Annotated in this window: 15 protein-coding genes; 4 read left to right on the top strand and 11 right to left on the bottom strand. The window is 50.5% G+C overall.

Features of this window, described 5'->3' with window-relative positions; genetic code table 11:
• Positions 1-322 precede the first annotated feature (322 nt).
• From B9Y59_RS00770 to B9Y59_RS15570, 4 genes are read right to left on the bottom strand one after another with little or no spacing between them, the layout of a single operon-like run.
• Entirely contained in the window at positions 323-1,054 is a 732-nt protein-coding gene (locus B9Y59_RS00770; protein WP_085531180.1) for an ABC transporter permease, read from the bottom strand.
• 12 nt (positions 1,055-1,066) lie between these two features.
• Positions 1,067-1,822: an ABC transporter permease gene (locus tag B9Y59_RS00765; RefSeq protein ID WP_085531177.1), complete on the bottom strand. Its 756-nt coding sequence runs from the start codon at positions 1,820-1,822 to the stop codon at positions 1,067-1,069.
• The gene (locus B9Y59_RS00760; protein WP_054324835.1) at positions 1,819-2,727 is read right to left on the bottom strand and encodes an ABC transporter ATP-binding protein; all 909 of its coding nucleotides are present in this window, start codon (positions 2,725-2,727) and stop codon (positions 1,819-1,821) included. The genes B9Y59_RS00765 and B9Y59_RS00760 overlap by 4 nt, the downstream gene beginning before the upstream one ends.
• A gap of 12 nt (positions 2,728-2,739) precedes the next feature.
• Positions 2,740-2,877 carry a hypothetical protein gene (locus tag B9Y59_RS15570; RefSeq protein WP_153802360.1) on the bottom strand — a complete coding sequence of 46 codons (138 nt, stop codon included), beginning with the start codon at positions 2,875-2,877 and terminating at the stop codon, positions 2,740-2,742.
• Positions 2,878-3,149: 272 nt separating this feature from the next.
• Between B9Y59_RS15570 and B9Y59_RS00755 the strand changes: the two genes are divergently transcribed.
• Positions 3,150-3,869, top strand: coding sequence for a response regulator transcription factor (locus B9Y59_RS00755; protein ID WP_085531175.1), 720 nt, complete (start codon positions 3,150-3,152; stop codon positions 3,867-3,869).
• A gap of 125 nt (positions 3,870-3,994) precedes the next feature.
• Complete coding sequence (locus tag B9Y59_RS00750) at positions 3,995-5,401, top strand: HAMP domain-containing sensor histidine kinase (RefSeq protein WP_158088903.1); 1,407 nt, start codon at positions 3,995-3,997, stop codon at positions 5,399-5,401.
• Between the two features lie 417 nt (positions 5,402-5,818).
• Here the strand turns inward: B9Y59_RS00750 and B9Y59_RS00740 are convergent, their stop codons facing one another.
• From B9Y59_RS00740 to B9Y59_RS00725, 4 genes are read right to left on the bottom strand one after another with little or no spacing between them, the layout of a single operon-like run.
• Positions 5,819-7,318 (bottom strand): DUF4340 domain-containing protein, encoded by a 1,500-nt coding sequence (locus tag B9Y59_RS00740; RefSeq protein ID WP_054324840.1) that lies wholly within the window; start codon positions 7,316-7,318, stop codon positions 5,819-5,821.
• The gene (locus tag B9Y59_RS00735; protein WP_085531169.1) at positions 7,318-9,075 is read right to left on the bottom strand and encodes a GldG family protein; all 1,758 of its coding nucleotides are present in this window, start codon (positions 9,073-9,075) and stop codon (positions 7,318-7,320) included. The genes B9Y59_RS00740 and B9Y59_RS00735 overlap by 1 nt, the downstream gene beginning before the upstream one ends.
• A gap of 14 nt (positions 9,076-9,089) precedes the next feature.
• Complete coding sequence (locus tag B9Y59_RS00730; protein WP_085531167.1) at positions 9,090-9,797, bottom strand: ABC transporter permease; 708 nt, start codon at positions 9,795-9,797, stop codon at positions 9,090-9,092.
• Complete coding sequence (locus B9Y59_RS00725; RefSeq protein WP_054324842.1) at positions 9,797-10,786, bottom strand: ABC transporter ATP-binding protein; 990 nt, start codon at positions 10,784-10,786, stop codon at positions 9,797-9,799. The genes B9Y59_RS00730 and B9Y59_RS00725 overlap by 1 nt, the downstream gene beginning before the upstream one ends.
• A gap of 766 nt (positions 10,787-11,552) precedes the next feature.
• Here B9Y59_RS00725 and B9Y59_RS00720 point away from each other — a divergent pair.
• Positions 11,553-12,905 (top strand): MATE family efflux transporter, encoded by a 1,353-nt coding sequence (locus B9Y59_RS00720; protein WP_442856169.1) that lies wholly within the window; start codon positions 11,553-11,555, stop codon positions 12,903-12,905.
• 1,143 nt (positions 12,906-14,048) lie between these two features.
• Here B9Y59_RS00720 and B9Y59_RS00715 read toward each other — a convergent pair.
• Complete coding sequence (locus B9Y59_RS00715; RefSeq protein WP_085531165.1) at positions 14,049-20,069, bottom strand: beta-N-acetylglucosaminidase domain-containing protein; 6,021 nt, start codon at positions 20,067-20,069, stop codon at positions 14,049-14,051.
• Between the two features lie 509 nt (positions 20,070-20,578).
• Here B9Y59_RS00715 and B9Y59_RS00710 point away from each other — a divergent pair.
• Positions 20,579-21,871 (top strand): glycosyl hydrolase family 18 protein, encoded by a 1,293-nt coding sequence (locus B9Y59_RS00710; protein WP_085531163.1) that lies wholly within the window; start codon positions 20,579-20,581, stop codon positions 21,869-21,871.
• A 540-nt stretch (positions 21,872-22,411) separates the two neighbouring features.
• On the opposite strand, the gene B9Y59_RS16370 is transcribed toward B9Y59_RS00710, so the two are convergent.
• Both B9Y59_RS16370 and B9Y59_RS00705 read right to left on the bottom strand, forming a co-directional pair.
• On the bottom strand, positions 22,412-22,546 hold the full coding sequence (locus B9Y59_RS16370; RefSeq protein WP_256366509.1) for a hypothetical protein: 135 nt from the start codon (positions 22,544-22,546) through the stop codon (positions 22,412-22,414).
• Between the two features lie 467 nt (positions 22,547-23,013).
• Positions 23,014-24,456, bottom strand: a 1,443-nt coding sequence (locus B9Y59_RS00705; RefSeq protein WP_198945578.1) for an FIVAR domain-containing protein, incomplete at its 5' end; no start/stop codon positions are given.

Genomic DNA, 24,456 nt, shown 5'->3' with positions numbered 1-24,456 from the left:
AGAATTGGAACAGTTGGAATAACAAAAATGAGACGGGGAACCGTGTCAAATGAATAAGCATACAGGAATCCGTTCCCTATGTTGTGGCGGTTTCTGTACGCAAGCCCGTACAGGCCAAAGCTTTGCCATAATCCTTGCACATTGGGTGTGCTGGCAGTCGATCTGGCATTTGCACTTTGCGGCCGTTCTTCTGAGACAAACCAAACTGTTGCATCGACCAAAAGAGCTTCTATCCCTTTTGGGGCTTGGAACGCAATAGAAGGAATGGTTGTACATACGTCCTTTGGATGGCTCCTTGTCCAATCGAAATAGGAACCTCAAATCAGCTTTTGACATCTGTCCGCTTCAAAACCAGCAGGGACAATCCACAGAATATTACCGTAAACATAGCACACATTACAAAGAAAATCCCCATGTCCACCTCTCCCAATGCTTCCTGACTGACCGAGCCCATTCCTGCAATCAAAAGGGCGTTGGGGAAAATTGGCCACCAGCCCTTAACCGCCAATAGGAACCCTACTACGCTGCAACAGAATCCGATTCCCACCGGTACTGCAAAGCTTCGGATACGCATGGCAAAGAAAAGTTGCATGGCCGCTACGGGAAGGGAACCAAACCAAGCACATAGAAACCAACGGACCACATCCGGCGGAATGGACGATTGAAATCCAAAATAGAACCCCGCCGCCAAGTATAGTGCAAAAAAGAATACCTGTGTTACGAAACTTAGGCCCGCAATCACCAGAAATTTGCTCCAAAAGATATTCCGTACGGGTACAGGAGCTGTCATCAGGTTGTTCCAATTGTGGTTGAGGTGCTCCAAACGCCATGCATAGGCAGCATAGATCGATAGCAGGACCGCCAAAAACAGATCTCCATAAAACAGGCTAACCTGGGTCCAAAGGCTTTGCCATTCTTTTGTGAGAATATCCCGATTCATGGAAAAATTCGCGCTTCCCACAAAGACGCTGAATGCAGGTAAAAACAGGAATGCCAACCAGATACACGATCCCTTTAGCTTACGGCATTCGGCCACAACTGCATGTCTTAACATGACCTTCCCCTCCTAAAATTCTTTTCTGCACAGGTGGTGTTTCCCCAGGAAATATACAAGCACTCCCACAGCACACACCAATAGCGATGGAAACAAATTGGGGCTTATCGCGATATACGCCCATTCATGTTCTCCCAACGGAACCGTCTGTACACAGGAGAGGTCGGCATAGGCACACCAGGGAAACACGATCCGCACTTGTGCGGGAAATAGCGCTCCTACAAACCCCAGAAATGCGCCAGCCATGCCAACGATCAACGCTACCAACTGATTGGAGACCGCCATCGAAACCCACTGTTGTAAAGCCAGCACAAACACACTCGCAAGAAGCGTTCCAAAATAGATGGGCAGTACCAAGTCCGTTGGAATTGGTACAGGGAATCCCTTCCAAATACCAAATACAATTAGAACGGCGAGCTCTACCGTTAGGGTAAAGGTTAGAATCAGAAACGCACATAAGAATTTGGAGAGGTACAGCCGGTTCATTGGCTCTGCTGCTGTGCCGAGCAGCTTCCAGGTGTCCCCTTTATGCTCCATATCGCAGATACGGCTGGCAAGTACCGCGATGGCCATGGGGAGGAAAAGGCCATGCAGGAGTGCCAAATTCGTAAATAGGTTGTTCCAAACCAAATGGGTACCGTTTTCCTCCAGATATTGTTGTGCGGAATAGGCGGTCCACGCCCCCTCTGCCCCACAGAGAAATAACGCAGTTAAGAAAATACCACGGCGCCGAATCTTATAAAATTCCAACGACAGATACCGCATCATAATGCTCCCGCCTTTCCGGTCAGATCGAGGAAAATTTCCTCTAAGCTGCGCTGCCGCTCCTCAATTCGGTACACCTGTATCCCGCTGCAAACCAACTGCTGGTTGATCTGTGCCACCGCCGCGTCACTCACGTTTTCCAAAAGCAACCAGCCATGTTCTCGTTTGGGACAATACCGTTCCAACAAGCGCGCTGCCTCTTCTGCGTCCTGCGTCCGGACCGCCACATAATGGGCGCTTCTTTGACGCAATACTTCCAAGCTGTTCTGGAAAATCAGTTCTCCATGATCGATAATCCCGACCGCAGTTGCCATTTGGTCTACCTCGGCCAACAAGTGGCTCGAGAGCATCACGGTCATGCCATACTGCCGTGGCAACGCTTTGATGAGTTCCCGGATCTCCTCGATTCCAGCGGGGTCCAGGCCATTGGTCGGTTCATCCAGTACCAGCAGCTTTGGAAAACGCATCAGCGCCATGGCGATTCCAAGGCGCTGTTTCATTCCCAAAGAATAATGGTTTACTTTTTTGTCGGCCTGATTTTCCAAACGCACAATGTGCAGAGCCTCTCTCAAATTCTTTTCTGGGATGTCCAACAGTTTCTGCATGACACGCAGGTTTTCCATACCCGTTAGATGCCCATAATATGCCGGCGCTTCGATCAGCGCGCCCGTTTGCCGCAAAATCTCCACCCGATTTTTCTCATTCATCTGTTTGCCAAAAAGGTGTACCGTTCCCTTTGTCGGCTTGGCCAGCCCCAGCAGCATCTTCATTGTGGTGGACTTCCCTGCACCGTTTGGCCCCAAGAAGCCGTATACTTCGCCCTCTCGGATCTGCAAATCTACATTCTTTACGCGGAACACACCGTTATATTCTTTGGAAAGTCCCTCTGTGTGTACAATCGATTCCATCTTTACTTCCCCCTAAGCGATCTCTGCGTAATACGCAGGAAGACTATTCTGATATACCATCCGGCTGGCAAACGCACTCACCAAAACAAACGCAAGGGTTACTACGGCAACCAGCGCCAGAATTCCAAATCTTTTCTTCATCCGCTCCATACGGGCCGCCTCCTTTTTTCTAGGATGATGAAAGCATATACCCTCTGCCTTACAGAAAGCTTCATAAAACCTTACAGCAAACTTACAATACATCCCTTGGGATGAAACCATCCGCGCGCATGTGGTATAATAAAGGCACGCCACTAAAGAAAGGTCCGCCTAGGGACGGGCCCATGGTGAAAAACAAGGAAACAAATCTGGCAATTCCATAAGGATACCTGCCGATCAGGCTTTTCCCGGCCGATTCGCTGGACAGAAAGCGGGGAACAACAATGGATGCATTAAAAGAAAAGAAGATCTTGGTAGTGGACGATCAGCCGCAGCTGTTGCGCATGGTGGACGAGATCCTTCGGCGAGAGGGCTTCACGCGTATTTTTTTGGCGCCGGACTGTGCCCGTGCGATGGAACAACTGCGCGCAGTCCGCCCAGACTTGGCCGTCTTGGACGTTATGTTACCGGACGGGGATGGTTTTTCCCTACTACAACAGATGCGTGCCGTCTCGCCCCTCCCCGTGATTTTTCTCACCGCGCGCGGAGAAGATGAAGACCGGCTGATCGGCCTGGGAATGGGCGCGGACGACTACCTTGTCAAACCATTTCTTCCAAAGGAACTGACCTTGCGCATCACCGCCATCCTGCGGCGCGTCTATGTGCCCATCCAACAGGAACAGCTTCCGGTATTTGCCCTGGGAAACCGCACGGTCGACCTGGGGGCTTCACTTGTCCAAGCTTTGGATGGCCGGGAGTGGACCCTCACCGCCAAGGAGCTTGCACTTCTCAAGAAGCTCTATGAGAACCGGAATCGCATCGTAACCAGCGATTCGCTCTGCCAAGCCGCCTGGGGGGACGATCTCTATGGATATGAAAACACGCTGATGGTTCATATCCGCCGCATGCGTGAAAAACTGGAAGAGGACCCTTCCCATCCCCAATATCTATTGACTGCACGTGGATTGGGATACAAGCTGCAAGTGGCTTCTCGCGCAGACTGATGGGGCAGGGGCCGCAAAGCGGCGGCCTAAAGCCGCCGTCTTTCCTGCGAACTGTGTTCGCAGACACCGCGTCGGCCGGCGCGGTGGCGGCCCCGGTGGGCTATTTTTCACAGGAGGCGACCGCCATGAAGAGTATCCGGCGTTTTTTAGGCCGTTTTTTGATTGGGCTTTTTGTCTGTGTCATGGTTTTTTTGATTGCCAATATCGCGGGACTATCCATTTATCTGCGCGTTCTGTACGACACACATGAAGGGGAGACGGACTTTTCCCCCTCAAGAACGGTCCGAGTGGCTGTAGAAGGGTTGGTTCAACGGGACGGACAATATCAGTTGGCCCCATCTGTGACAAAAGAACTGCAGGAGCATGGCGCCTGGGCCATGCTGTTGGATGATCGGGGAAAAGTGGTCTGGTCTCTGGATCTTCCTCCAGAGATTCCCCTCTCCTATACGCCAAAGGAGATCGCTGGCTTCACCCGATACTACTTAAAGGATTATCCGGTCTTTTGCTGGGCGCATCCAGATGGTCTCGTGGTGACGGGGTATCCAAAAGGGGCCTACATGCGCTACACGCTCGACTTTGCAGAATCGGATGTCCGAACCCTCTTTCAATACCTCGTGTTATTTGTGATCGGAAACAGTTTGGTTGCCATTCTTCTCTATGCGTTTCTCTGTTGGTGGACGGTGCGGCCAGTACGGCCCATTCTCCATGGCCTTTCCTGTCTGGCCCATGGGGAAGCGGTTCAACTTGCAGAACGCGGCAGCCTCCGCGAAGTAGCCGCTGGAATCAACGCGGCTTCGGGTGAATTACAGCGCCGGGATGCCGCCCTCCGAAAAAAAGACGAAGCGCGCGCAAACTGGATTGCCGGTATTTCCCACGACATCCGTACCCCGCTTTCGGTCATCCTCGGTTATGCAGGTGAATTGCAGGACGATCCGGCACTCCCTCCACAGGAACAGGAGCAAGCTGCTGTGATTTGCCGTCAGGGAATTCGCCTACGCGACCTGGTGAGCGATCTGAATCTTGTATCGCGTTTGGAATACGACATGCAGCCTCTGGAATATCGGCTGTTGCGAGCCGCCAAGCTTGTTCGCCGCACGGTTACGGATTTTATGAATGCCATGCCGGAGAATCCCTGCGGCATCGAACTCGAAGCCATAGACGAATCCATTCAGCTGAAGGGGGACGAGCGGCTGCTTCTGCGCGCCTTGACAAACCTTCTCCAAAACAGTGTTCTGCACAATCCGCAGGGTTGCGCGATCCGAATAGCCGTTCGCAGGGAGGACGGCTTCTGCCTAATTTGTGTGTACGATGACGGCGTTGGAGCCGATCCGCAAAAATTGGAAAACCTTCTGAATGCCCCCTATGCGCCAAAGCGTGCCCACGGATTGGGATTGTTTTTGGTTCGGCGCATAACGGAGGCCCATGGCGGACAATTTATCGCGCACACAGCCCCCGGTCAGGGCTTTTCCTGCGAGATGAAACTTCCCTGCGAACCATTTATCAAAGGTTCCCCCTCGGCAGATCCTTTCTAATGCAGCACACAGGGAACATCATTTGTCCATCTGTCATGCGGTTTCAGTCCCCTATTTCAAAATTTGTTCCTTTTCCAATGTATTTGAAAAGGGAGGCTTTTCGGCCTTGCTATTGATTTTTTCTTCCTGTTCTTTGGATACTCCCCTTGGGCCGGATGTGCCATCGCATACCAAAGAAAAGGGAACCGGTTTTTTCCAGAAAGTCGGGGGTCTTTGCTATTCCTCCTCGATTGGCAGCTCCTGCAAATTTTCTCGATCGTAATAAGTAAAATCCCCATGGGTTCCGGCCAAAAGTTTTCAATGCGAACGGGAGACAATCCATATTTTTGCCAATAAACGCCAAACGGCCCCAACAAAGCAAAATGCTCTGTTGGGGCCGTTTCTGCCTGAACTTCTATCAATATGGTCAAATGCGCCTTACTGTACGGCTCCTTCCAACGCTTCCTGTAAGGTATCGATGTCTCCTCTCGGAACGCTCCCTCGAACCACATCATCCAAAACCACCACACAATTGCGCTCTCCATCCGGATAGAATTCCAAAGTATTGGTCAGTGCACCATCGTAGTATTCGACAACCGCCCGGAAGAGCGGCGTACCGGTAGGCTCCGTGTCACCAGCGTCCTCCAAAACGGTCTCACTGGTCAACACCTGATAGAGATTTGTAAACGCGGTGTAATCCTTTGTGGTTCCAGAAGCATCCGCTACGGTATAGTTATAATATGTGGTATCGTCCGTGGATTTCTCCTCATCCTTTGTGCGGGTGACATTCCAACGATATGTTTCGCTCGAATCCAGTTCGATCGAAAGCGTCTGTACAGCTTCCACATTCCTTGTCAAAAGGACTTTGCTCTGCACGTCAAACGGCTCTGTCAGGCTTGTCCATGGAATCAGGCTATCGTCCATGATTCGATATACGATATCTACACCGTCCAACATCACCATGCGGTTTCCATCCTTCTCCGCCCCCGCCTTGAGCGTGTATTCCGTCCCATCCGCCGTGGTCATCTGAACAACATTGGCCGGGTTTTCCAAGCCATACTCCCGCAGGGCGTCCGCGTCGGGGTGTAATGCCTCTACTCCGCCAGCCGTCAAATAAGACAACAGATCGGTCAAGGAGGTCACCGTTTCCGAATCCGCCTCCATCCTTTTCGGCTCTGTCATCAAATATAGGGTGCCTTCCCCCTGCTGAAGGGTAATTGGCTCCGCAACCGCCGTACCGCTCAACACCAGCTTACGGAACGGCGCGGCAGCATCGGCCTTGAGACTGCTGAAATCCAATACCTGGCGGGACAAAAAGCCGGTTTTATCCTGCAAATATGCCATTGGAACGCTGGCCACATAGATGTCCTCCCCGGTCTGTCCACGCACATAGTAAGCCGTGCTATCCTCCACAGAGGCATTCCCAATCTCATACCCGTAGGTATCTCCGTTCTTAAAAGTAACTTTCACGGTCGCCTGCGGAGTAGACAGGCCAAAATCCGTGAGGTTGCTGACCGTGCCGATCTTCTTTGTGGCAAAGAGCTGCCAGCCACCCTGCGCCGCGGTTTTAACCGCATAGCTGTCCTGTGGAAGCCCTTCCAATTCCTGGATGGTAAAATGGATCTCCGGCTCAGACTCCGAAGATACTGCGCTGGCGCTCTCCGTGGATTCCGAGGACAGTACAGCGGAGCTCGTGCCCGCTGCACTGTCCTCCGGCTGTTCCTCCGAAGGCACGATCGTGAATACCCCGTTTGTATTGGTCACCTCAATCGAGGCAACCTCCGCTTCTTCCCGATTTAAAAGTGCAATGTCCTGCGACGAAGAGGCCGTAGTGGACGCCTCGGTCGTGCCGCCGGTCAGCATCAAAGCGGCCAACACTCCCCCCAGCGCAACGATGCACACGCCGAGAATCAGCAGATTCCTGGTCGCCGGTTTCATTATAACCTCCTCCTTCTATAATAGACGGCTATACCAATCACCACGACAATCAACGGGATCAGAACCGTAAACACGCCCAATCCGAAAACCATCACCTGTAAAAGGCTCATCGAAATATCTGCTACCGAGGTCTGTACCTGTTTGGTCTCTACCGCCGCTGTCTCCCCTTCTGTTCCGGTTACGTATTTCGAAAGATCTGTGAGGTATTTACCATCTCCAAATGTGTTGGAATTGATGATGCCGTCCACAAACATAAAGGTGCTTCCCAGAACCACTACATTGGCGGTAGCTTCTTGGTCTCCAGCCGTGATGGTCTTTTGTGCAAGTGCTGCCAAAGTCTGCTCGCCGGTCTGTGGATTGCGGATGCTTTCCTCCGTTCCATCATAGGGGAACGCTGTGCTGCCGCTTGTTGCAAGTACGTGCGTAGTGATTCCATTGCGGCTGTCAAACAGCAGCTGAATCGGGCAGCTCTGCGGCATCAAAAGATACCCATAATCCGGTGTTGCCCGGCTGAGGGTGATGTCGCTTCCCTGATTTGCCAGCAGATAGGATGGATCGCTGGTGATATAGCTGTTGGGATCGGTTTCGATCACCTGGGTAGCCTGCTGTACATCCATGCCCCACTCTTTTAGGAACGAGGTTAGATTCGGGAGGCTATCCTGACCGGGATAGAAGGTTACCAACAAGGAACGGTCGGTCGTTTTCCCATCGTCGTTTAAGAATGCCTCCAACTTCTCAATTTCATCCTGCGTATAATCCGTTGCAGGGGTGGCCAAGACAAAAAGTTGTGCATTCTCGGGAATTTCATCCGTCAACAAATTGATCTCCTGTGTCTCAAAGTTGCTGCTGGTCAACATGTTCTTATAAAGCGTCGTGTCCAACATCTCATTGTGTCCTGTATCGAACACCGCCAGTGGAAGGGTGTCCGCATTGACTGAGCTCACCGCAGAAGCCAACGCACTGTCCACCATGGAGTAAGCGGTCATTCCTGTCTGGCTGTACTGTACGTCAAATAGATCCGTGTACGCCAACACGCGATAGCGCTTATCCGTTTTCACCAGCACATCCGCAGTCATCAAGCCGTCGTCCTTATACTCCGAAGCAAAGGCCGGATTCTGATCCAGATCGATATATTCCACCGATATATTGGAGTTCTTTTCCGCCATCTTCTCGGCCAGCGTACTGACTTGACTGTATTTGATTCCATATTCCGCCAAGAGGGTATCCGCCTTGGCGATTTCCTCGCTCGCCATGATGTAGATTGTGGTTGGATTCTGCACATTGGAAGCAATCTCCGCCGCACTTTCCGACAGCGTGTTGACATGCCCCTCCGTGAGGTCCAAATTGATCGAAGGATAGCGCTCGCCCAATAGGCTGACCACCACATTTAAAAGGATGATAACCGCCAGAAACCCGGCGGTCATTGCCAGGGAAATCCCCCGATATTTGCCCTTATGACTGTCCTTGCGGGGTTTCTTCTGTTTTTTTATGGAGTCTTCCGCGATGGGCGGCTCCATCGTCTCCGGGGGAAGCTGTTCAGACGTCCCCTTTTCGATTGCCTCTAGGTCGGATTTTGGAGCCTCTTGTTCCTCTCTGGAAAAATCTTCTTCCGGTTCCTCTTGACTCGGTGGCGCAACCGGCATTTCCCCCGAGGATTGCTCTTCCTTAGAACCTTCCGGCGTTTCTGTTTCGCTCATCCCTTCTGCCGGAAACACCTTTTCCTCCGGCAGCAAAGGATTCTTATTCTCATTGTCCATCTGCTATCCCTCCCTTAGCTCCAGCGTCTGCTCTCCAGCTTACGTGCAGTCAAAAACAGAAAGACTGCCGCCACGCTGAGGAAAAAAACGATGCTGGCAAGATTAAAGGTCCCCGTAGTAAAGGGGGTATACCGGCTGTTGAAGGACAACCAGTTCAAGATCTTGACCACTACTTCGTTGCTGATAATCCCTGTCAACTGATCGATTACCACCAACAGAATGGAAATCCCGAAGGTGCCGATCGCGGCCACGATCTGGCTTTGCGTAAGAGCAGAGACAAAGGTGCCAATCGCCAGAATCGCCACACCGTACAGGAAGGAACCGATGACCGTACCGAGAATCAACACCCAATTGGGCGAGGAGAAAAAACCGATGACCACGGCGGGAATCAGGCTGCCCACCAGGATCGCCGCATAAACGGTCGCAGCCGCAAGGAACTTACCCACAACAATCGAGCCGACTCCCACCGGAGCCGTCAAAAGGGCCTGATCGGTTCGGTTCTTCTGCTCTTCGCTGAATACCCGCATGGTCAAAATCGGCAAAAGCATCATGCTCCAAATAAACATATTGCTATAGACAAATGTGGAGATATAATAGGTGGAACCGGACAACATCACCGAATAATAATAAAAGCCGTACAACGCAAACAATACCGCCGCCACCACATAACCGACTGGGGAGGTAACATACGATTGGAGTTCTTTTTTGTAGATCGCACCCATTACGCCCCCTCCTTTCCATCGAGAATCTCAGAGGAATGCTCCGACCCTTGATCGGCGTAGAGGTCGCTGGTAAGGCGCAGGAAAACATCTTCCAACGTGAGATCGGTATTCTTCATAGAGAGGATGGGCCAATCGTTCCGTGCTGCTAAGGCAAAGACCGAGCGGCGCAAGTCGATTCCCTCTTCGCTCTCAACCGAAAATGCGAATACACCGGGCTCCTTTTCTCCGTAGGAGAGCACCTCTTTGACGCCATTCATCGCCTGCAATGCATATTTGATCGGCTCTTCCTCGCCCTCTAACCGCAGGAGCAGACGGTTTTCATTGGACAGGCTGTGCGCCAAACTGTCCGGGGTGCCGTCCGCAACGATGGAACCGCGATTGATGACAATCACGCGCTCGCATACGGCCTGTACTTCGGACAGAATGTGGGAACTTAAAATGACTGTGTGTTTTCGTCCCAGACCTTTGATGAGGTTTCGAATTTCGATAATCTGTTTTGGGTCGAGCCCTACTGTGGGTTCATCCAGAATCAGTACCGGTGGATTGCCCAGCAAAGCCTGTGCAATGCCGACGCGCTGGCGGTATCCCTTGGAAAGATTGGCAATCAGACGGTGATACACATCGTCGATCTTGACCAGCGAACAGATCTCCTCTATGTGTTCCTTGCGTGGAAGTTTTACCTTCTTCAGGTCATACATAAAGTTCAGGTACTCTTTGACGGTCATGTCCGTATATAGAGGGGGGATTTCCGGCAAATAGCCGATGCGCTTCTTGGCCTCCAACGGATTTTCCAGGGTGTCAAACCCGTCCACGGTAATACTTCCCTCCGTGGGGGAGATATAACCTGTGATGATATTCATGGTCGTAGATTTCCCCGCGCCATTTGGGCCAAGGAACCCGAGGATGGTTCCCTCCTCCAGGGAAAAGCTGATATGGTTCAAAGCAAGATTCGAACCGTATTGCTTTGTGAGGTTTTTCACCTCAATCATATGCGTCCCTCCGATTTCTAAAATTCAGGGAACGAAAGCCAAATGGAAAAAGAAGGCCGCCCGGAGCGATCCAATTTTATTTGCCAGATCGGGATAGCCGGTTGCAAAGGATTCCGCTTGTTCCCCTATACGTGACTATCAGTTTAGCAATGTAACGTGATCGTTAGGTGATCGAAATATGAATAAATTGTTACAGCGCAAGAAAAACACAGAGAGTGATATAAGCACATCAAGTGTTGTAGATTTTTATCCGGATCAACATACACGAAAAACCGCTCTACCGAAGCACATCGATAGAGCGGTTTTTCGATTGTTTTAGAGAAGGAAAAAATTTGAGGAGAAGGTGTAAAGAGTTACAACTTCCGTCTTGCTGTTAGGCGAGAGAATTGGGAAATCCGTTTGGCTTTGTCTTATTTATTATAAAATATTTTCTTGTGCGATACATAGAAGATTTTTTGGAAAGAAGTGTGATTATTTTAGCTATTTTCCAGAAATATTTTGAATCATACGAATAAATTACAACTATTTTTTGATCTTTGTACTTTTTTTAGGTTTTCAAGCCAATCGAGATTCTTTGACCCTGTGTTCTCATAAGAGGCGCTTCCCTTGCGGTTTTCATAGGAAGCTCGTATAATAAAAGTACGGAATCCTTTCATTTTCCACAGGATTCCCCCTTTTGGTGGAAAATGACCCTATCTTGGAAATACCGCAAAAAATCCGGAGGCAGGGGACTCCGGCTCTTTTGCGGTATTTTCGTTAAATGCAGGTGATTGTATTGTTTACAAAAAGGGACCTCTATCGCCTCCTGATCCCACTGATGGTTGAACAGGTTCTTGCGGTACTGGTTGGCATGGCCGACGTAGTCATGGTTGCTGCAGTTGGTGAAGCTGCCGTGTCCGGTGTATCCCTAGTGGATTCGATCAGTACACTGATTATTCAATTGCTCGCTGCCCTCGCTACCGGCGGCGCTGTAGTCTGTTCGCAGTACATTGGACGCAAAGATGTAAAAAATGCATCCATCGCTGCGAATCAGCTGCTTCTTTCAACTTTTCTGCTTTCGATACTCATTATGGCAGTGGCGCTAGCAGGAAATCGTGCCCTGCTGGATCTCATCTTTGGCCAGATTGAAGCCGATGTCATGGGGAACGCGCAGATCTATTTTTTCCTCTCTGCGCTCTCCTACCCATTCCTTGCGATCTACAATTCTTGTGCAGCACTGTACCGTTCCATGGGCAACTCAAAGGTTTCTATGAAAACGTCCCTCTGTATGAACGCTATCAATGTGACCGGTAACGCCCTGTGCGTCTATGGCCTTCATATGGGGGTCGCTGGCGTCGGTATCCCCACGCTCGTCTCTCGTGCCACGGCGGCGATTATTATGCTGGTGATTGTGCGTAACCCGCAGAATCTGATCCATGTGGACAAACATTTGCGTTTGGGCTTTCACCCACACATGATCCGAAACATCTTGCGCATCGGTATTCCCGCCGGTATGGAAAACAGCATGTTTCAGCTTGGCAAAATTTTGGTGCAGAGTTTGGTATCCTCCCTGGGAACTGTCTCTATCGCCGGGTTTGCCGTGGCAAGCAACCTCGTGCAGTTTGAATATCTGCCTGGAACGGCCATTGGTTTGGGAATTGTGACCGTCATCGGGCAGTGTGTAGGCGCAGGGGAGCATGAACAGGCCAAGCAATACACCAAATACTTGCTCAAGATCAACTATGGAATTTTGGCGGTTCTAGCGGTTCTTTTAGCCGCACTTAGCGCCCCGCTTGTTAGCATCTACAATCTATCGCCTGGGGCGGCTTCCATAGCCGTAGAATTGATCGTGGTGCACAGCTTTGCCATGGTTGTCTGGCCCATTTCCTTCGCTCTTCCCAATGCACTGCGCGCCGCCACCGACGTAAAATTCACCATGCTGACCTCAATCTTTTCCATGTGGGCCTTCCGTATCGGCCTGAGTTATGTGCTGGTTCTTTGGGCAAATATGGGTGTCATGGGTGTATGGGTAGCCATGTTTGCAGACTGGGTTTTCCGCGCAATTCTCTTCTTCATCCGTTTTTGTAGTGGACGATGGCTCCACGCCATCCAGAAAGAGGTACAACCTGCAGCTGGATAACCGCTGGAAAGAAATCTCTGTCTTTCCTCAAATACTCCAATCAATCAAAAACACCCGTTGAACGGCCGTCTTATGTCCGGCGGTTTCCAACACACCTGCATAAATCCTTTTCAGTTTGTCCGGGGGTGAGCTTTTTTCACCGCACACCTTCATCTTCCTAAACAGCAGCCCGTTCCGTTTACGATCTGGTACACAAATATCTGCCTACATTTAAAGCGTTGTCTTAAGAAAACCTGTAGGAGCAGATAACAACCTTGCCTAGGGAAGAATGATATTCACCCCACACAGGTTTTTCGATCTGAACGCGCCTTTTAGAGTATTGTTTTAAGAAACTAGAGAGGATGGCCGCAGGCTGTCCCCAAAAAGTTTCTGATCTCACCGCTCTTTTTAGGGCCTCCTCTTAAGAAAACCTGTAGGAGCGGATAACAACCTTGCCTAGGGAAGAATGATATTCACCCCACACAGGTTTTTCGATCTGAACGCGCCTTTTAGAGTGTTGTTTTAAGAAACTAGAGAGGATGCCTGCGGGCTGTCCCCAAAAAGTTTCTGATCTCACCGCTCTTTTTAGGGCCTCCTCTTAAGAAAACCTGTAGGGACGGATAACAATCTTGCCTAGAGAAGAATGATATTCACCCCACACAAGTTTTTCCGATCTGAACGCGCCTTTTAGCGTATTGTTTTAAGAAACTAGAGACGATAGCCCAGGCTGTTCCTAAAAAGTTTCTGATCTGACCGATCTTTTCAACGGGTGGTTTGAACAGGCCCCATAAGGGCCTATCTCTTCTGGTAGCCCCCTAAAGAGAGTACTGAACCATTATTCAATCATTTTCTCACTGCAAACTCCTTACCCAGGGCTATATCATGTAGCTTTTTCATTATTTTAAAACATGCTGCTTTTCTTTAGGTTCCAGCGTTCGCTGGAACCTATTTCTTTTACGCAAGTATTCTTTATTGATCTTGAATGAAACTGGGGTTTTTATCATGCCTATTCAGCGCTAAACACAGCAGCCCCCCGGACAAGTGTCCGGGGGGCTGCCTTTTCACAAAGGAGTCTCAGGATCTTCCTTATAAACACAGTTTTAACGCATCCACAATTGGATTTTCACGATAAGCACTCCGTTGCTGTTCTTCCAGATGAAACCCTTACGCAACTTTGACAGTGCAATGTTTGACAGCATTTTGGCCCGGCAGCGAGGTGTAAACACCTGCACTCTGTCCAGGCGTGCCAATCGCCCATACACGATAGTAGAAATCGTTGCCAATGCGGGTCACATACTGGGTCTTCAACACGTCTCCATTGCCAACTGTGAAGTTCGGGATCAAGGTATTGCTGTTCATCACAGTCATCTTGAAGCAATAGGCGGTTCCTCTGTTTACCGTAAAGTTAACAGTGGTATCGGAGACAACATACGGTGCAATTGCCGTAGCGGTAGCATTCGTTGCGACAATGCCAGCCGGCCCATAGAGATTCCAATTGTAGGAGGAGCTGCTGCTCGAAGACTTCTTGGAATCATTCTTCTTTTCAAGCGCATTCAAAGCCTGGTACAGATCCGTATATGCCTCATTGAGCTGCTCCTGCGTCGCGTTCTCTACGCTCAAAACCGTCTTTGCCTTCTCGATTTCGTTATCCAGCCTGGACAAGCTCGCGCTTGTATACTGGCCACGGTCAACCGTTTGCGCTTTGTTGAGGAGGTCCTTCAACGCATCGCTATCTGGAATCAGACGCATTGCAAGCATTGCATCCGTCAGATCTCTCGCCGCCTGATCGATGACATCCTGCTCCGGTGTGGTCATCGTCAAAACGTCCTCTGCCTTTGCCAATGCTTCGCGGAAAGTCTTGAAGTCGTCCTTGTCGAGATCCAGATACTTATCGAGATTTTTCTCGATTTCATGTGCCTGATCTACGAGGTCTTTCAACTGGCCTAAGTCTCCTGCGAAGTCCAAGTTATAGAGCGCGTTTTCCAGCGCATCATAGGCTTCCTGGATTTCCTTGTCCATCGCATTGGGATCGTCATAGACAGTCTGAGCGTTGTCGCGGGCATCCACAAAATCTTTCCAAGAGGACTCTGTGTAGCCATCGCCCTGAATCTGGCTTACTTGCTCCAGAAGCTCGCCCAAAAGCGTCTTGTCGCCCTTTTCAAAGGACAATAGCTGCAACTTGTCGAGCAAGTTGCTCCATGCGTCGTTGATCTCGGTCTGAATCGCAGTCTTATCGTCTGCAACGGCAACCGCTGCATCAAATGCATCCTGAATCGCCTTCTGGACCTTCGGAATCGCTGCTTCGAATTCCTCGCTTGTCATAAGTTCCTCTGCAATGTCGATGACCTGGTTCAGAATCTGTTTGTCCACTACTACAAAGGAAACCGTGATGGTCTTGTCTGTGGAGCCCATGATGCCTTCACAGACATAGGACTCTGTATCGGTCTCATCGTCAAACGGAACCGATTCATTGTCCACGGTGATCGCTGCAAATTCACGGCCCGCCACACGCGGTGCAAAGTGGAATGCATAAGCTTCCTTCGGAAGCAACTCTTCTGTATACGTACCCGTCAGGTTTGCCAACTCGACGTTGTCGCCCAGCAGCATTGCATTGGTGGTGAACTTCAGGGTCAGCGTATGCGCTGTGGGTTCAATCTCTCCAATCGCCTCTCTCAGTTCCGTCTCCACTGTGTCAACAGCTTCCTGTGTGCTCTCACCGTTAAGAGCTGCCTTTGCGGCTGCCAGTGCGTCTTGGATGTTTGCCCACTCTTCTTCGGTGTAGTCGTCCTCAGAAAGGTCTTCTGCCGCTGCAATGGTCTCATACAGGGCCACGCGGTTCGGCTCAGCATATGCCTCGCCTTTTTCAACAATTTCCATAAGGGTCGGAATGTTCTCCGCATTCCAGGAGACTCTTACAGCCGTCACATTCATGTAGGTGGATACATCGAATTTTGCCGGATTCTCATCGAGCTCTCCGACCTTGACCCATTCGTCCCCGGCCAGAATTTCAACCGTCGGATTGGCTCCGGTTGCTGCTTCTTCTGCCTGGAACAGGACGGAGATTTCATCAACCTTCTGTCCATGAATCAGTTTATACTCCACATATCCCGCATCGGTAGCGGTAAAGGAAGTGGAAACATTGCGATCACATACGACGCCTGCGTCTTTGCCATCGTTGGTCACAGCGACTGGAATTGCGCCACCGAGAACTTCGCCCTTATTGACTTCAAATTCATAGAGCTGCAACCACTGGGTGCTGCTCTCTGTCAGACGCATGCGCACATATTTGGCCGGCTGCCCGTTGCCATTACAGCTGTAGGCATTGCCGTTCGCTGTCAGATCCGTCTCGGTAAAGGAACCGATTTCGGTCCAGTTAAGGTTGTCTGCGGAAATTTCTACAACGGCTCCCTTTGCACGGTCGCCATCGCCAAACACCAGCTTGACTGCATTGACATTGATCAGATCGGTATATTCCAGTGTAACCGTCTGGCCCTCATTCTGCGCACCGTTGGTCCAGATCTTGGTGCTATAATCGCCGTCTGTCAGGTTGCTCAACGGATAGTTAGCAGGCTGATACAGTTCCACACTGCAGGAGGCGCCAGCAAATTCTGCAATGGGTTTCAGCGCCCACGTCAACGCATCTACGCCAAGTGCAATCGTCTCGCGCGTGTTGTTCTTTACGCGGACAAAGGCCGCCTCTGGCTCTCCTTCGCCGGTATAAGCCGTCCAGGTCTTTCCGTCCATCGAGTATTCCACGGTCAAGCCTTCCGCCTCTGGCGCGGTAAACCCGGTCAATGTGCGAATCTTGTTAAAGATAATGCCAATATACTCATTGCTCTGAAGGGCAACATCCTGTAGCCCATTGATCGTCACAGAGCTGCCGGCATCCTCGACGGCGAAGGCCGCCTCCGGAATGTTGGTGAACAGCTGCGGGACGGTCGCAACCGGCTCCACATTGGAAATCTTATTCGTTGCCAGATCAAAAACTGTATTGACAAAGGGCTTCATGTATGTCTTAGAAGGATCTGCCTGATAATCTGCATAGCTGAAATCGGTGCCGGCGCCTTCCAGAGCATGCACAACATAACGTGGGTTGTTGCTGTTGGAAAGTTCGGTGTTCTTAATCTGGCTTGCAGCATTGTAGGCTTCCCATGCCACGGTCTCGTCGTCCGTCAACAATACGGTGAGGCTGTCCTCAATCACAGTCGCCATGTCGGAGAGCTTATTGAGGTTGCCCTCGATCTCCGTGTACAGGCGCTCGTACTCCGCGTTGCCACAATTCTGCATGAGGCGCATAATGGCAATTGCATCGTTCAACTCATGGAAGACATCCTTCATCTTGGTCGCCGTAGTCATATCACCCAACGGATATTCGGCCTGGAACTTCGTATAGAGTTCCTGCATATCCTTGGATTCCGGCGTGGTCACAATATTCTTCGCAACAACCTTATAAGCGGCCGCGAGCTCTTCCTGGGACACATCGCCGATTCCTTCGGTTGCCAAATACGGGAAACAATCTTCCCAGTTCTGCTGAGAATCAAAGTTTGCGGTATTCCAAGCAAAGTCCGCCACGCCAAAGAAGGCGATTCGGGAGGCTTCTGCCTGGTTCATGGGGTTGGACAAAACACCTACGCACTCGGTGGTATCGGTGCTGACAGAGAAGTTTGCATCGATACGGTCTGTAAAGAGCTGCGCATCCGAATAATCGTTTACCGGATAGTTCCACCAGATACACGGCTTGCGCCCGGTACGGGTGGCAAAATTCTCACAAGAGCTGTTGTTGATCGGGCCGCACACGGCGTCACCAGTGAAGCAGATTACAACATCTTCATGTACATTGGACTGTTTAAATGCTTCCATACACTGGTTCTGCATATCAGCATAACCCAAACCATAAGTATACCAAGTCGGGGTATAGAAGAGCGGCTTCACCTTGTCCTCTTCTTTTGCCTCCGGCGTGTTGTAGGTCGCATACAGACGCTTTTGTACCTGATCGATCAGATACGGCTGCGTGTACTTCTGTTGCAGGCCTTCGCCGATGGTAATATCGTCCATAAAAATACCGAACTCGCGCACGCCGAGTTCATACAGGCTGTCGAACTTCGGCATCAAGCGGTTGGTGATTTCCTGATCGACCGTCGCATTGCTGCTCATATCGAGCCTTCTCTGCATAGCAGGGTGAGCAACCCATACGAAGTCGATGTTGCACTTTTTGGATTCCTTTGTCAACGCACGGATGTCATCCTGTGTCAAGACGCCGCGTTTTCTCTCATCCTCGGTAACCGTTGTGGGATATTCCTCGTCCCACAGGCCCAAGTGATACGGATCGCCCTTTGGTCCATAGACAAAGATGTTCATCTTGTACTTCTTGGCAAACTCAAACCAATCGAGACGGGCCTCTACACTCCACGGATAACCGTAGAATCCTTCGACCATGCCGCGGTACTGCTTGTTTGCGTAGTCCTCAAACAGGACAGTGGTATACTTCCCGCCCATGGACTGTGTGAGCACCTGCTCCAGGGTTGCGATGGAATAGAACGCTGCATCGTCATCTCTGCCCAACAGCAGGACGTTGTTGCTGGCATCCAATTGAACAAGTTCCATATCGAACTTATTCTCGCCTTCGGTAAAGACGTCGCGTGGAACGTTATTGGCGGTTGCGTATGTATCTGCCGCTTCACCGGAACCATTGATGCCGATGAGCACGTTGGTCTTTCCTTCTACAGCAGCGTCGCTGTAGCTGTAGGTCAGACCAGCTTCTGTGAGCACCTCTTCCAAACGCGCTTTGGTCACTTCACTGATCCCAGATTCCATAACGACATTGACCTCTTCCGAGATGGTCATATTGCTGTCGCTCAATGTCATCTTCTGCGGAACCGGGTATACCTGATATTCTACCTGACGGTCGGCCTCGCTGCGCACGTTGGCAGTAAAGGAGACTTGTTTGAAACAAGCACCAAAGACAACCGTCGCGGTCAATGTGACGTCCGTGCTCTCCTCCGGCGCTGTTACAGTGACCTTGCCGGTCTCTGCATCGATCGCCAGGAGATCGCTGTCACAGGTCCAAGAGATCTGTACACCTTCGTCGTTTGCCACCGGTACGGTAAAGTCATGGTTGACAACCGATGGAACGGTGATGTCCTCGATGGCGCTATCCACCATCTCTTCATCGGTAAAATTGTAGATCTCGAACTCATAAATCGAAACGCCATCCCAGGTATCCGCCGGGGCCTGGGTGCAATACAGGCGGACATACCGGCCGGTTACGGGCTCATCCAGGGTAATGACCTCGTTGCGCCCCTGGCCGTCTGTGGTGGCATATGCATCGGTGTAATCAACACCATTATCCGAAACTTGGATCTGGTAGCCGGATGCATATGCGGCCTCCCAGAAGATCTTAAACTGGCGGAAGGTCATAACCTGCCCCAGGTCTACTTGCAGCCATTTAGGCGGATTCGCTCGCAGGCCGTCGTGCGACCAACGGGTCCCCATATCGCCGTCGACTGCATTCTGCGGATAGTAGCTTGTCCCGGACTCTGTACCGCTGGCGGACACAGTCTTATTCAGCGCCAAATTCGTGCCGTTGGCCGGCTGTTCACCGGGTTCGCCTGGATCAGGTTCTTCACCAACGCCCCAAACTTCCACTTCAAACAAAGAGACAGAAGCCCAATTGACGTTGGTTTCTCCAGTTCCGTTGGCGGAATACCCGTCAACATAGACGCGGAAATAGCGTGCCGTTTTGGCGTCTTCAAACAGGATGGTCTCCTGCAACTCGGTAATGCGGGAGTCCGAGGAATAGACCGTTTCCCAATCCGTTGCATCATCCGAAATTTGCAGGCTGTAGCTGTCGATGTTCAGGCGTTCCCATTCAAGAACTGCCTTATTAAACGTTTTTTCTTCGCCGAAATCGAGCTGGAGCCAGCGGGCCTCCTGCGTATCGGATTTGTCCGCAGCCCAGCGGGACTGATTGGATTTTGGCGTCGTATCGCGGTCTACGATTCCATCGATCGCCTTATTGGCGGTCAAGGTGGTGTTTGGCTCGACGCTGGAAGCAGTTACTGTTGCACTGCGGGCAAAGTTGACTGCTTCCTCCTTTGCTGCTGCAAAAGCAGCGGAACTCAGGCTGCTAAAGAGCAGGGTAAACGCCAAGAGCATGGACAGCAGCCTGCTGCCATTCTTTTTCATTCGTACATCTCCTTCTTTCCAAACGGTTTTTATACGGGCTTCCCATCTGAAAGATTTGTAAATTCTCCCCTCCTTTTCTGAAAAAGCACAGAATTTATAGGATATAATGCATTCATATTATATTTTTGTTTCGTTTTAAAGTCAATTTTTTAGAAATATTGCATAACAAATTATCATATCAAAACTTTGGGAATTTTCTCCACTACGCTTTTTAGAAAAAAACCAAAAAATCGGTTTAATCTTTTTGCTTTCTTATTCAATAATCACTGATTCTGCCTTTGAATAATTTGTTCTGTAGCTGTAGGCTTTTTAATTATGTTGTATAAATCTATAATTCATTCCAAGTTTTCCGTATTTTTATTCATAAATTATTTGTGTGAATCTGTAATTGTGCAAAAAAAATCCATTATTTGTATATTCTGACTCGATTATTTCTTTACACTCATATCAATGGTAATCCCTGCATACCCTGTTGAAAGGTTGGAGGAATCCTATAGGAGGGAAAACGGATGGTCATTCACATTGTAGAGGCAGGCGAGACGGTGTATTCCATTGCACAGGAGTATGGTGTCCCTGTCAGTCAGATTGTAGCGAATAACGGGCTACAGGAACCATTTTCACTGGCGCTGGGAGAAGCATTGGTCATTCTATTCCCAGAACAAGTACATACTGTCGCGCCCGGTGAAACGCTCTCTTATCTATCGCGCATATATAACGTCTCTCTCTTACAGCTTTTGCGCAATAATCCTTCCATTGCTGAAAACCCCACTCTTTTTTATCCGGGGCAAACCGTGGTAATCCGCTATCCAGCCCCTGTTATGGGGAAGCTCGTAGTCAACGGATATGCTTATCCCTCCATTCGACAATCGCTGTTGAGGCAGATTGCTCCATTTCTCACCTATTTGACGATCTTCTCTTATGGGATTACCCCGGCTGGTCGTCTTATCAATCTCAACGATCAAGCAGTGCTTTCTACCATACAGCCGTATGGAGTGTCTCCCTTGCTTTTGCTGACCGCTATGGACCAGAACGGACAGTTTAGTAATCTACTTGCCAGTCAGGTGTTCAATAATCCGACGGCACGGCAGATGCTCGTTCAGGAAATCTCCCGGATGATTGAGCTAAAGGGCTATCGCGGGGTCGACCTGGATTTTGAATATGTTTTGCCGCAGGATACGGAAACCTATGTCCATTTTGTGCGGGAATTGTCCACAGCCTTAAACCCCATGGGATATGTGGTTTTTGTCGCATTGGCCCCCAAGAACTCCAGCGATCAACAGGGAACTCTATATGAAGGGCATGACTATGCCGGTATGGGGTGGGCCGCCAACGCTGCATTGGTCATGACATATGAATGGGGGTATGCTTATGGTCCGCCGATGGCAGTAGCCCCTATTCAAAATGTGCGCCGTGTCTTGGACTATGCGGTGACACAGATCGACTCCAACAAGATACTTTTGGGGATTCCAAACTATGGTTACGACTGGCCCTTGCCCTATGTAAAGGGTTCGACCAAAGCGCGATCGATTTCCAATGTGGAGGCCGTTCAGTTGGCTGTTCGGACTGGGGCAACCATCCAATACGATGAGACAGCGCAATCCCCCTGGTTTTCTTATATGGATGCACAGGGGCAAGCACATGAGGTGTGGTTTGAGGATGCACGCAGTATTCGTGCAAAACTCTTGCTTCCAAAGGAGTATGGACTTAAAGGCGTAGGATATTGGAATCTCATGCGGGAGTTCCCACAAAACTGGTCGGTTTTAAATTCCATGTATGATGTAGGGCCGGACATCGATTTATGAGTGGATTTCCGGAAAGGTTTGCATCGTATAATCGTATGCTGGAGCATTGCCTCCCGTATCTCCAATTGCGCAATAGTCGGATTTGTACCAAGACCTTGTAAAAAGATGGCCCAGCAGGGATTTCCGCGTTTACATTTGGAAACCGCCTGCTGGGCCATATTGTTGGAACGTCTCTGCCTGTGTCCTACTTGTCCGGCCTCTTATTTCTCTTATAAGAAACAGACCGAATGATATACATACACACTGGGAAAGTTACCGGTTCGAAGTATTGCACTTTTGGAAGTGTCTGCTTCTATCTTGCCGATATACCGATCTGAGACATCCCATATTCTTTATTCTTTTTTGCTCTTACGAACTCTTATGCTACCGTTACCATGAAATGCAGCTTCGCATCCTGACCCGGCAGGGTGGTGTAAACGCCTGTGCTCTGGCACGGTGGACGCACAGCGTCTTCCGCGCCTACGGCGTTTCCTGCTAAAGCGCGCTTCCGTCAACGGTTGCCCAATTGAATGGCTTGTGTCTTTTGCTCGCTCTCAACACTTAACCAACGGTTACTGTGCAATGCAGCTTCGCATTCTGGCCCGGAAGTGTGGTGTAAACACCTGTGCTCTGGCCCGGTGGACGTACAGCGTCTTCCGCGCCTGCAATCTTTTGCTTCCTTTTGGAAATTCCCATACATTTTATCTTTCGCTTACATCCCAAGTACACAAAGTCTCAACGCAGTAAACCCCCGCCCCGGTTTCCCGGAGCGGGGATTCTGCTCTTTGCGAAAGGGGCTCCCTTCGCTCAATTTACTAAGATGTCCGCCAAGGATGGCTGGGCCATGCTCCTGTGGACGCACAGCGTCTTCCGCGCCTGCGGCGTCTCCTGCGCAAGCTTTCTGCTATCGGCTACCAGGTGTTTGATCGAATATGTACACGTTTATACCTTACATAAATTGCCCGGCGTTCAGCCAATGGTTACCGTGCAATGTAGTTTTGCATTCTGGCCCGGAAGGGTGGTGTAAACGCCTGTGCTCCGGCCCGGTGGACGCACAGCGTCTTCCTCGCCTGCGGCGTCTCCTACGCAAACTTTCTGCTATCGGCTGCCGGGTGCTTGATCGAATATGTACACGTTTATACCTTACACAAATTGCCCGGCGTTCAGCCAACGGTTACCGTGCAATGCAGTTCTGCATTCTGGCCCGGCAGGGTGGTGTAAACACCTGTGCTCTGGCCCGGTGTACCAACTGCATAAACTCTGTAGTAGTAGTCATTGCCGATCTGGGACACAAACTGCGTCTTCAGAACGCTTCCGTTGCCCACTGTGAAGCTCGGCGCCAGTCCGTTTCCATTGACCACGGTCATCTTGAAGGTGTACATGCTTCCTCTGTTCAGCGTGATGGCATTTGCCGCATCACTGCGCACACTTGCCGCTGCACTCTGGCTTGCAGAAACCACACCCGCTGCTCCATATGTGTTGCTTACATTTCTCGATGTGGAGCCGCTCTTCTTCGCTATCGTCGTCTTTGTCTCCAGGTTCTGGATGCTTGCTTCCAGTGCTTCTACTGCACTCTTGACCTCTTCTTCGGTCGCTGCTTCATTGTTCAACACAACCTTTGCGTTGCTCAATGCCTTCTGCATCGCTGCCACGCTCTTTGCTGTGTACTTGCTGGTGTTCACTGCCTCTGCTTTTCCAATCAGGTCTTTCAGAGCGTCCTTGTTCGGAATCATACGCAGTGCTGTAATCGCATTGAGCAGTTCTTCGGCCTTCTCATCCACTGCCTCCTGGGTTGCATTGTCATTTTCCAACAGAGTTTCTGCATCGCCCAGGATGGTTTCAAAGGTCGTCCAGGTTTCGTCCTGGATGTACTTCGAAGCATTCTCTACAATTTTCTTGCCTTCTGCTACCAAAGCTTCCAGATCCGTCCTATCTGCACGGAAGACCAGGTTGTCAAGCGCTTCATACAGCGCTTCTGCCGCTGCCTGGATGTCTGCTTCCAGTACTTCCTCGTCGTCCATCAGGTCCTCTGCCGCCTTGTAGGCGTCGTCCAGCGCCTGTACGCTCTCCGGCGTGAAGTTCTCTCGATTGATGCTCTCTGCAATCTCCATCGGGATTTCCAGCTGGCTCTTGTCGCCCGCTGTAAAGCTCAGATACTGCAATGCCTCGATCAGCTCAAACATCGCGTTGTTGATCTCGTCCTGGCTTGCGGTCTTCTTTTCTTCGATCGCTTTCGCTGCCTGCAACGCATTCTTGTACTTCTTCTGTACCGACGGGACTGCCGCCTCTACCTGCGCTTTCACGTTCTCGCTCTCTGCGATTGTGATCACTTCGCGCAGATTTTCCTTATCCACGATCGTGAAGCCCAGTTCAATCGTGGTGTCTGCATTCGGCATTGCCAGGCTGTAGATATACTCGGCAACGTCAAAGTTCTCTTCTGCTACGGCTTCGCCGTTCACGGTGACGCCTGCGATCTCTCTTCCTTCGACTCTCGGCTCAAAGGTCAGGTCGAGATTCGTGTTTGCCATTACGACGTCTTTATATGCACCGATCAGGTTTGCAATCGTCTGCTCTTCCCCGTCGATCGACAGCTTCACCGTTGTCGG

The sequence above is a fragment of the Anaeromassilibacillus sp. Marseille-P3371 genome, from assembly GCF_900169665.1.
GTDB lineage: Bacteria > Bacillota > Clostridia > Oscillospirales > Acutalibacteraceae > Anaeromassilibacillus.
This window is presented reverse-complemented; position numbering and strand designations above follow the sequence as displayed.

Bases quoted from the DNA above. Each gene is read 5' to 3' on its own strand.
- B9Y59_RS00770 (WP_085531180.1), bottom strand. From the start codon at position 1,054: ATGTTAAGACATGCAGTTGTGGCCGAATGCCGTAAGCTAAAGGGATCG.
- B9Y59_RS00765 (WP_085531177.1), bottom strand. From the start codon at position 1,822: ATGATGCGGTATCTGTCGTTGGAATTTTATAAGATTCGGCGCCGTGGT.
- B9Y59_RS00760 (WP_054324835.1), bottom strand. From the start codon at position 2,727: ATGGAATCGATTGTACACACAGAGGGACTTTCCAAAGAATATAACGGT.
- B9Y59_RS15570 (WP_153802360.1), bottom strand. From the start codon at position 2,877: ATGGAGCGGATGAAGAAAAGATTTGGAATTCTGGCGCTGGTTGCCGTA.
- B9Y59_RS00755 (WP_085531175.1), top strand. From the start codon at position 3,150: ATGGATGCATTAAAAGAAAAGAAGATCTTGGTAGTGGACGATCAGCCG.
- B9Y59_RS00750 (WP_158088903.1), top strand. From the start codon at position 3,995: ATGAAGAGTATCCGGCGTTTTTTAGGCCGTTTTTTGATTGGGCTTTTT.
- B9Y59_RS00740 (WP_054324840.1), bottom strand. From the start codon at position 7,318: ATGAAACCGGCGACCAGGAATCTGCTGATTCTCGGCGTGTGCATCGTT.
- B9Y59_RS00735 (WP_085531169.1), bottom strand. From the start codon at position 9,075: ATGGACAATGAGAATAAGAATCCTTTGCTGCCGGAGGAAAAGGTGTTT.
- B9Y59_RS00730 (WP_085531167.1), bottom strand. From the start codon at position 9,797: ATGGGTGCGATCTACAAAAAAGAACTCCAATCGTATGTTACCTCCCCA.
- B9Y59_RS00725 (WP_054324842.1), bottom strand. From the start codon at position 10,786: ATGATTGAGGTGAAAAACCTCACAAAGCAATACGGTTCGAATCTTGCT.
- B9Y59_RS00715 (WP_085531165.1), bottom strand. From the start codon at position 20,069: ATGAAAAAGAATGGCAGCAGGCTGCTGTCCATGCTCTTGGCGTTTACC.
- B9Y59_RS00710 (WP_085531163.1), top strand. From the start codon at position 20,579: ATGGTCATTCACATTGTAGAGGCAGGCGAGACGGTGTATTCCATTGCA.
- B9Y59_RS16370 (WP_256366509.1), bottom strand. From the start codon at position 22,546: ATGGGAATTTCCAAAAGGAAGCAAAAGATTGCAGGCGCGGAAGACGCT.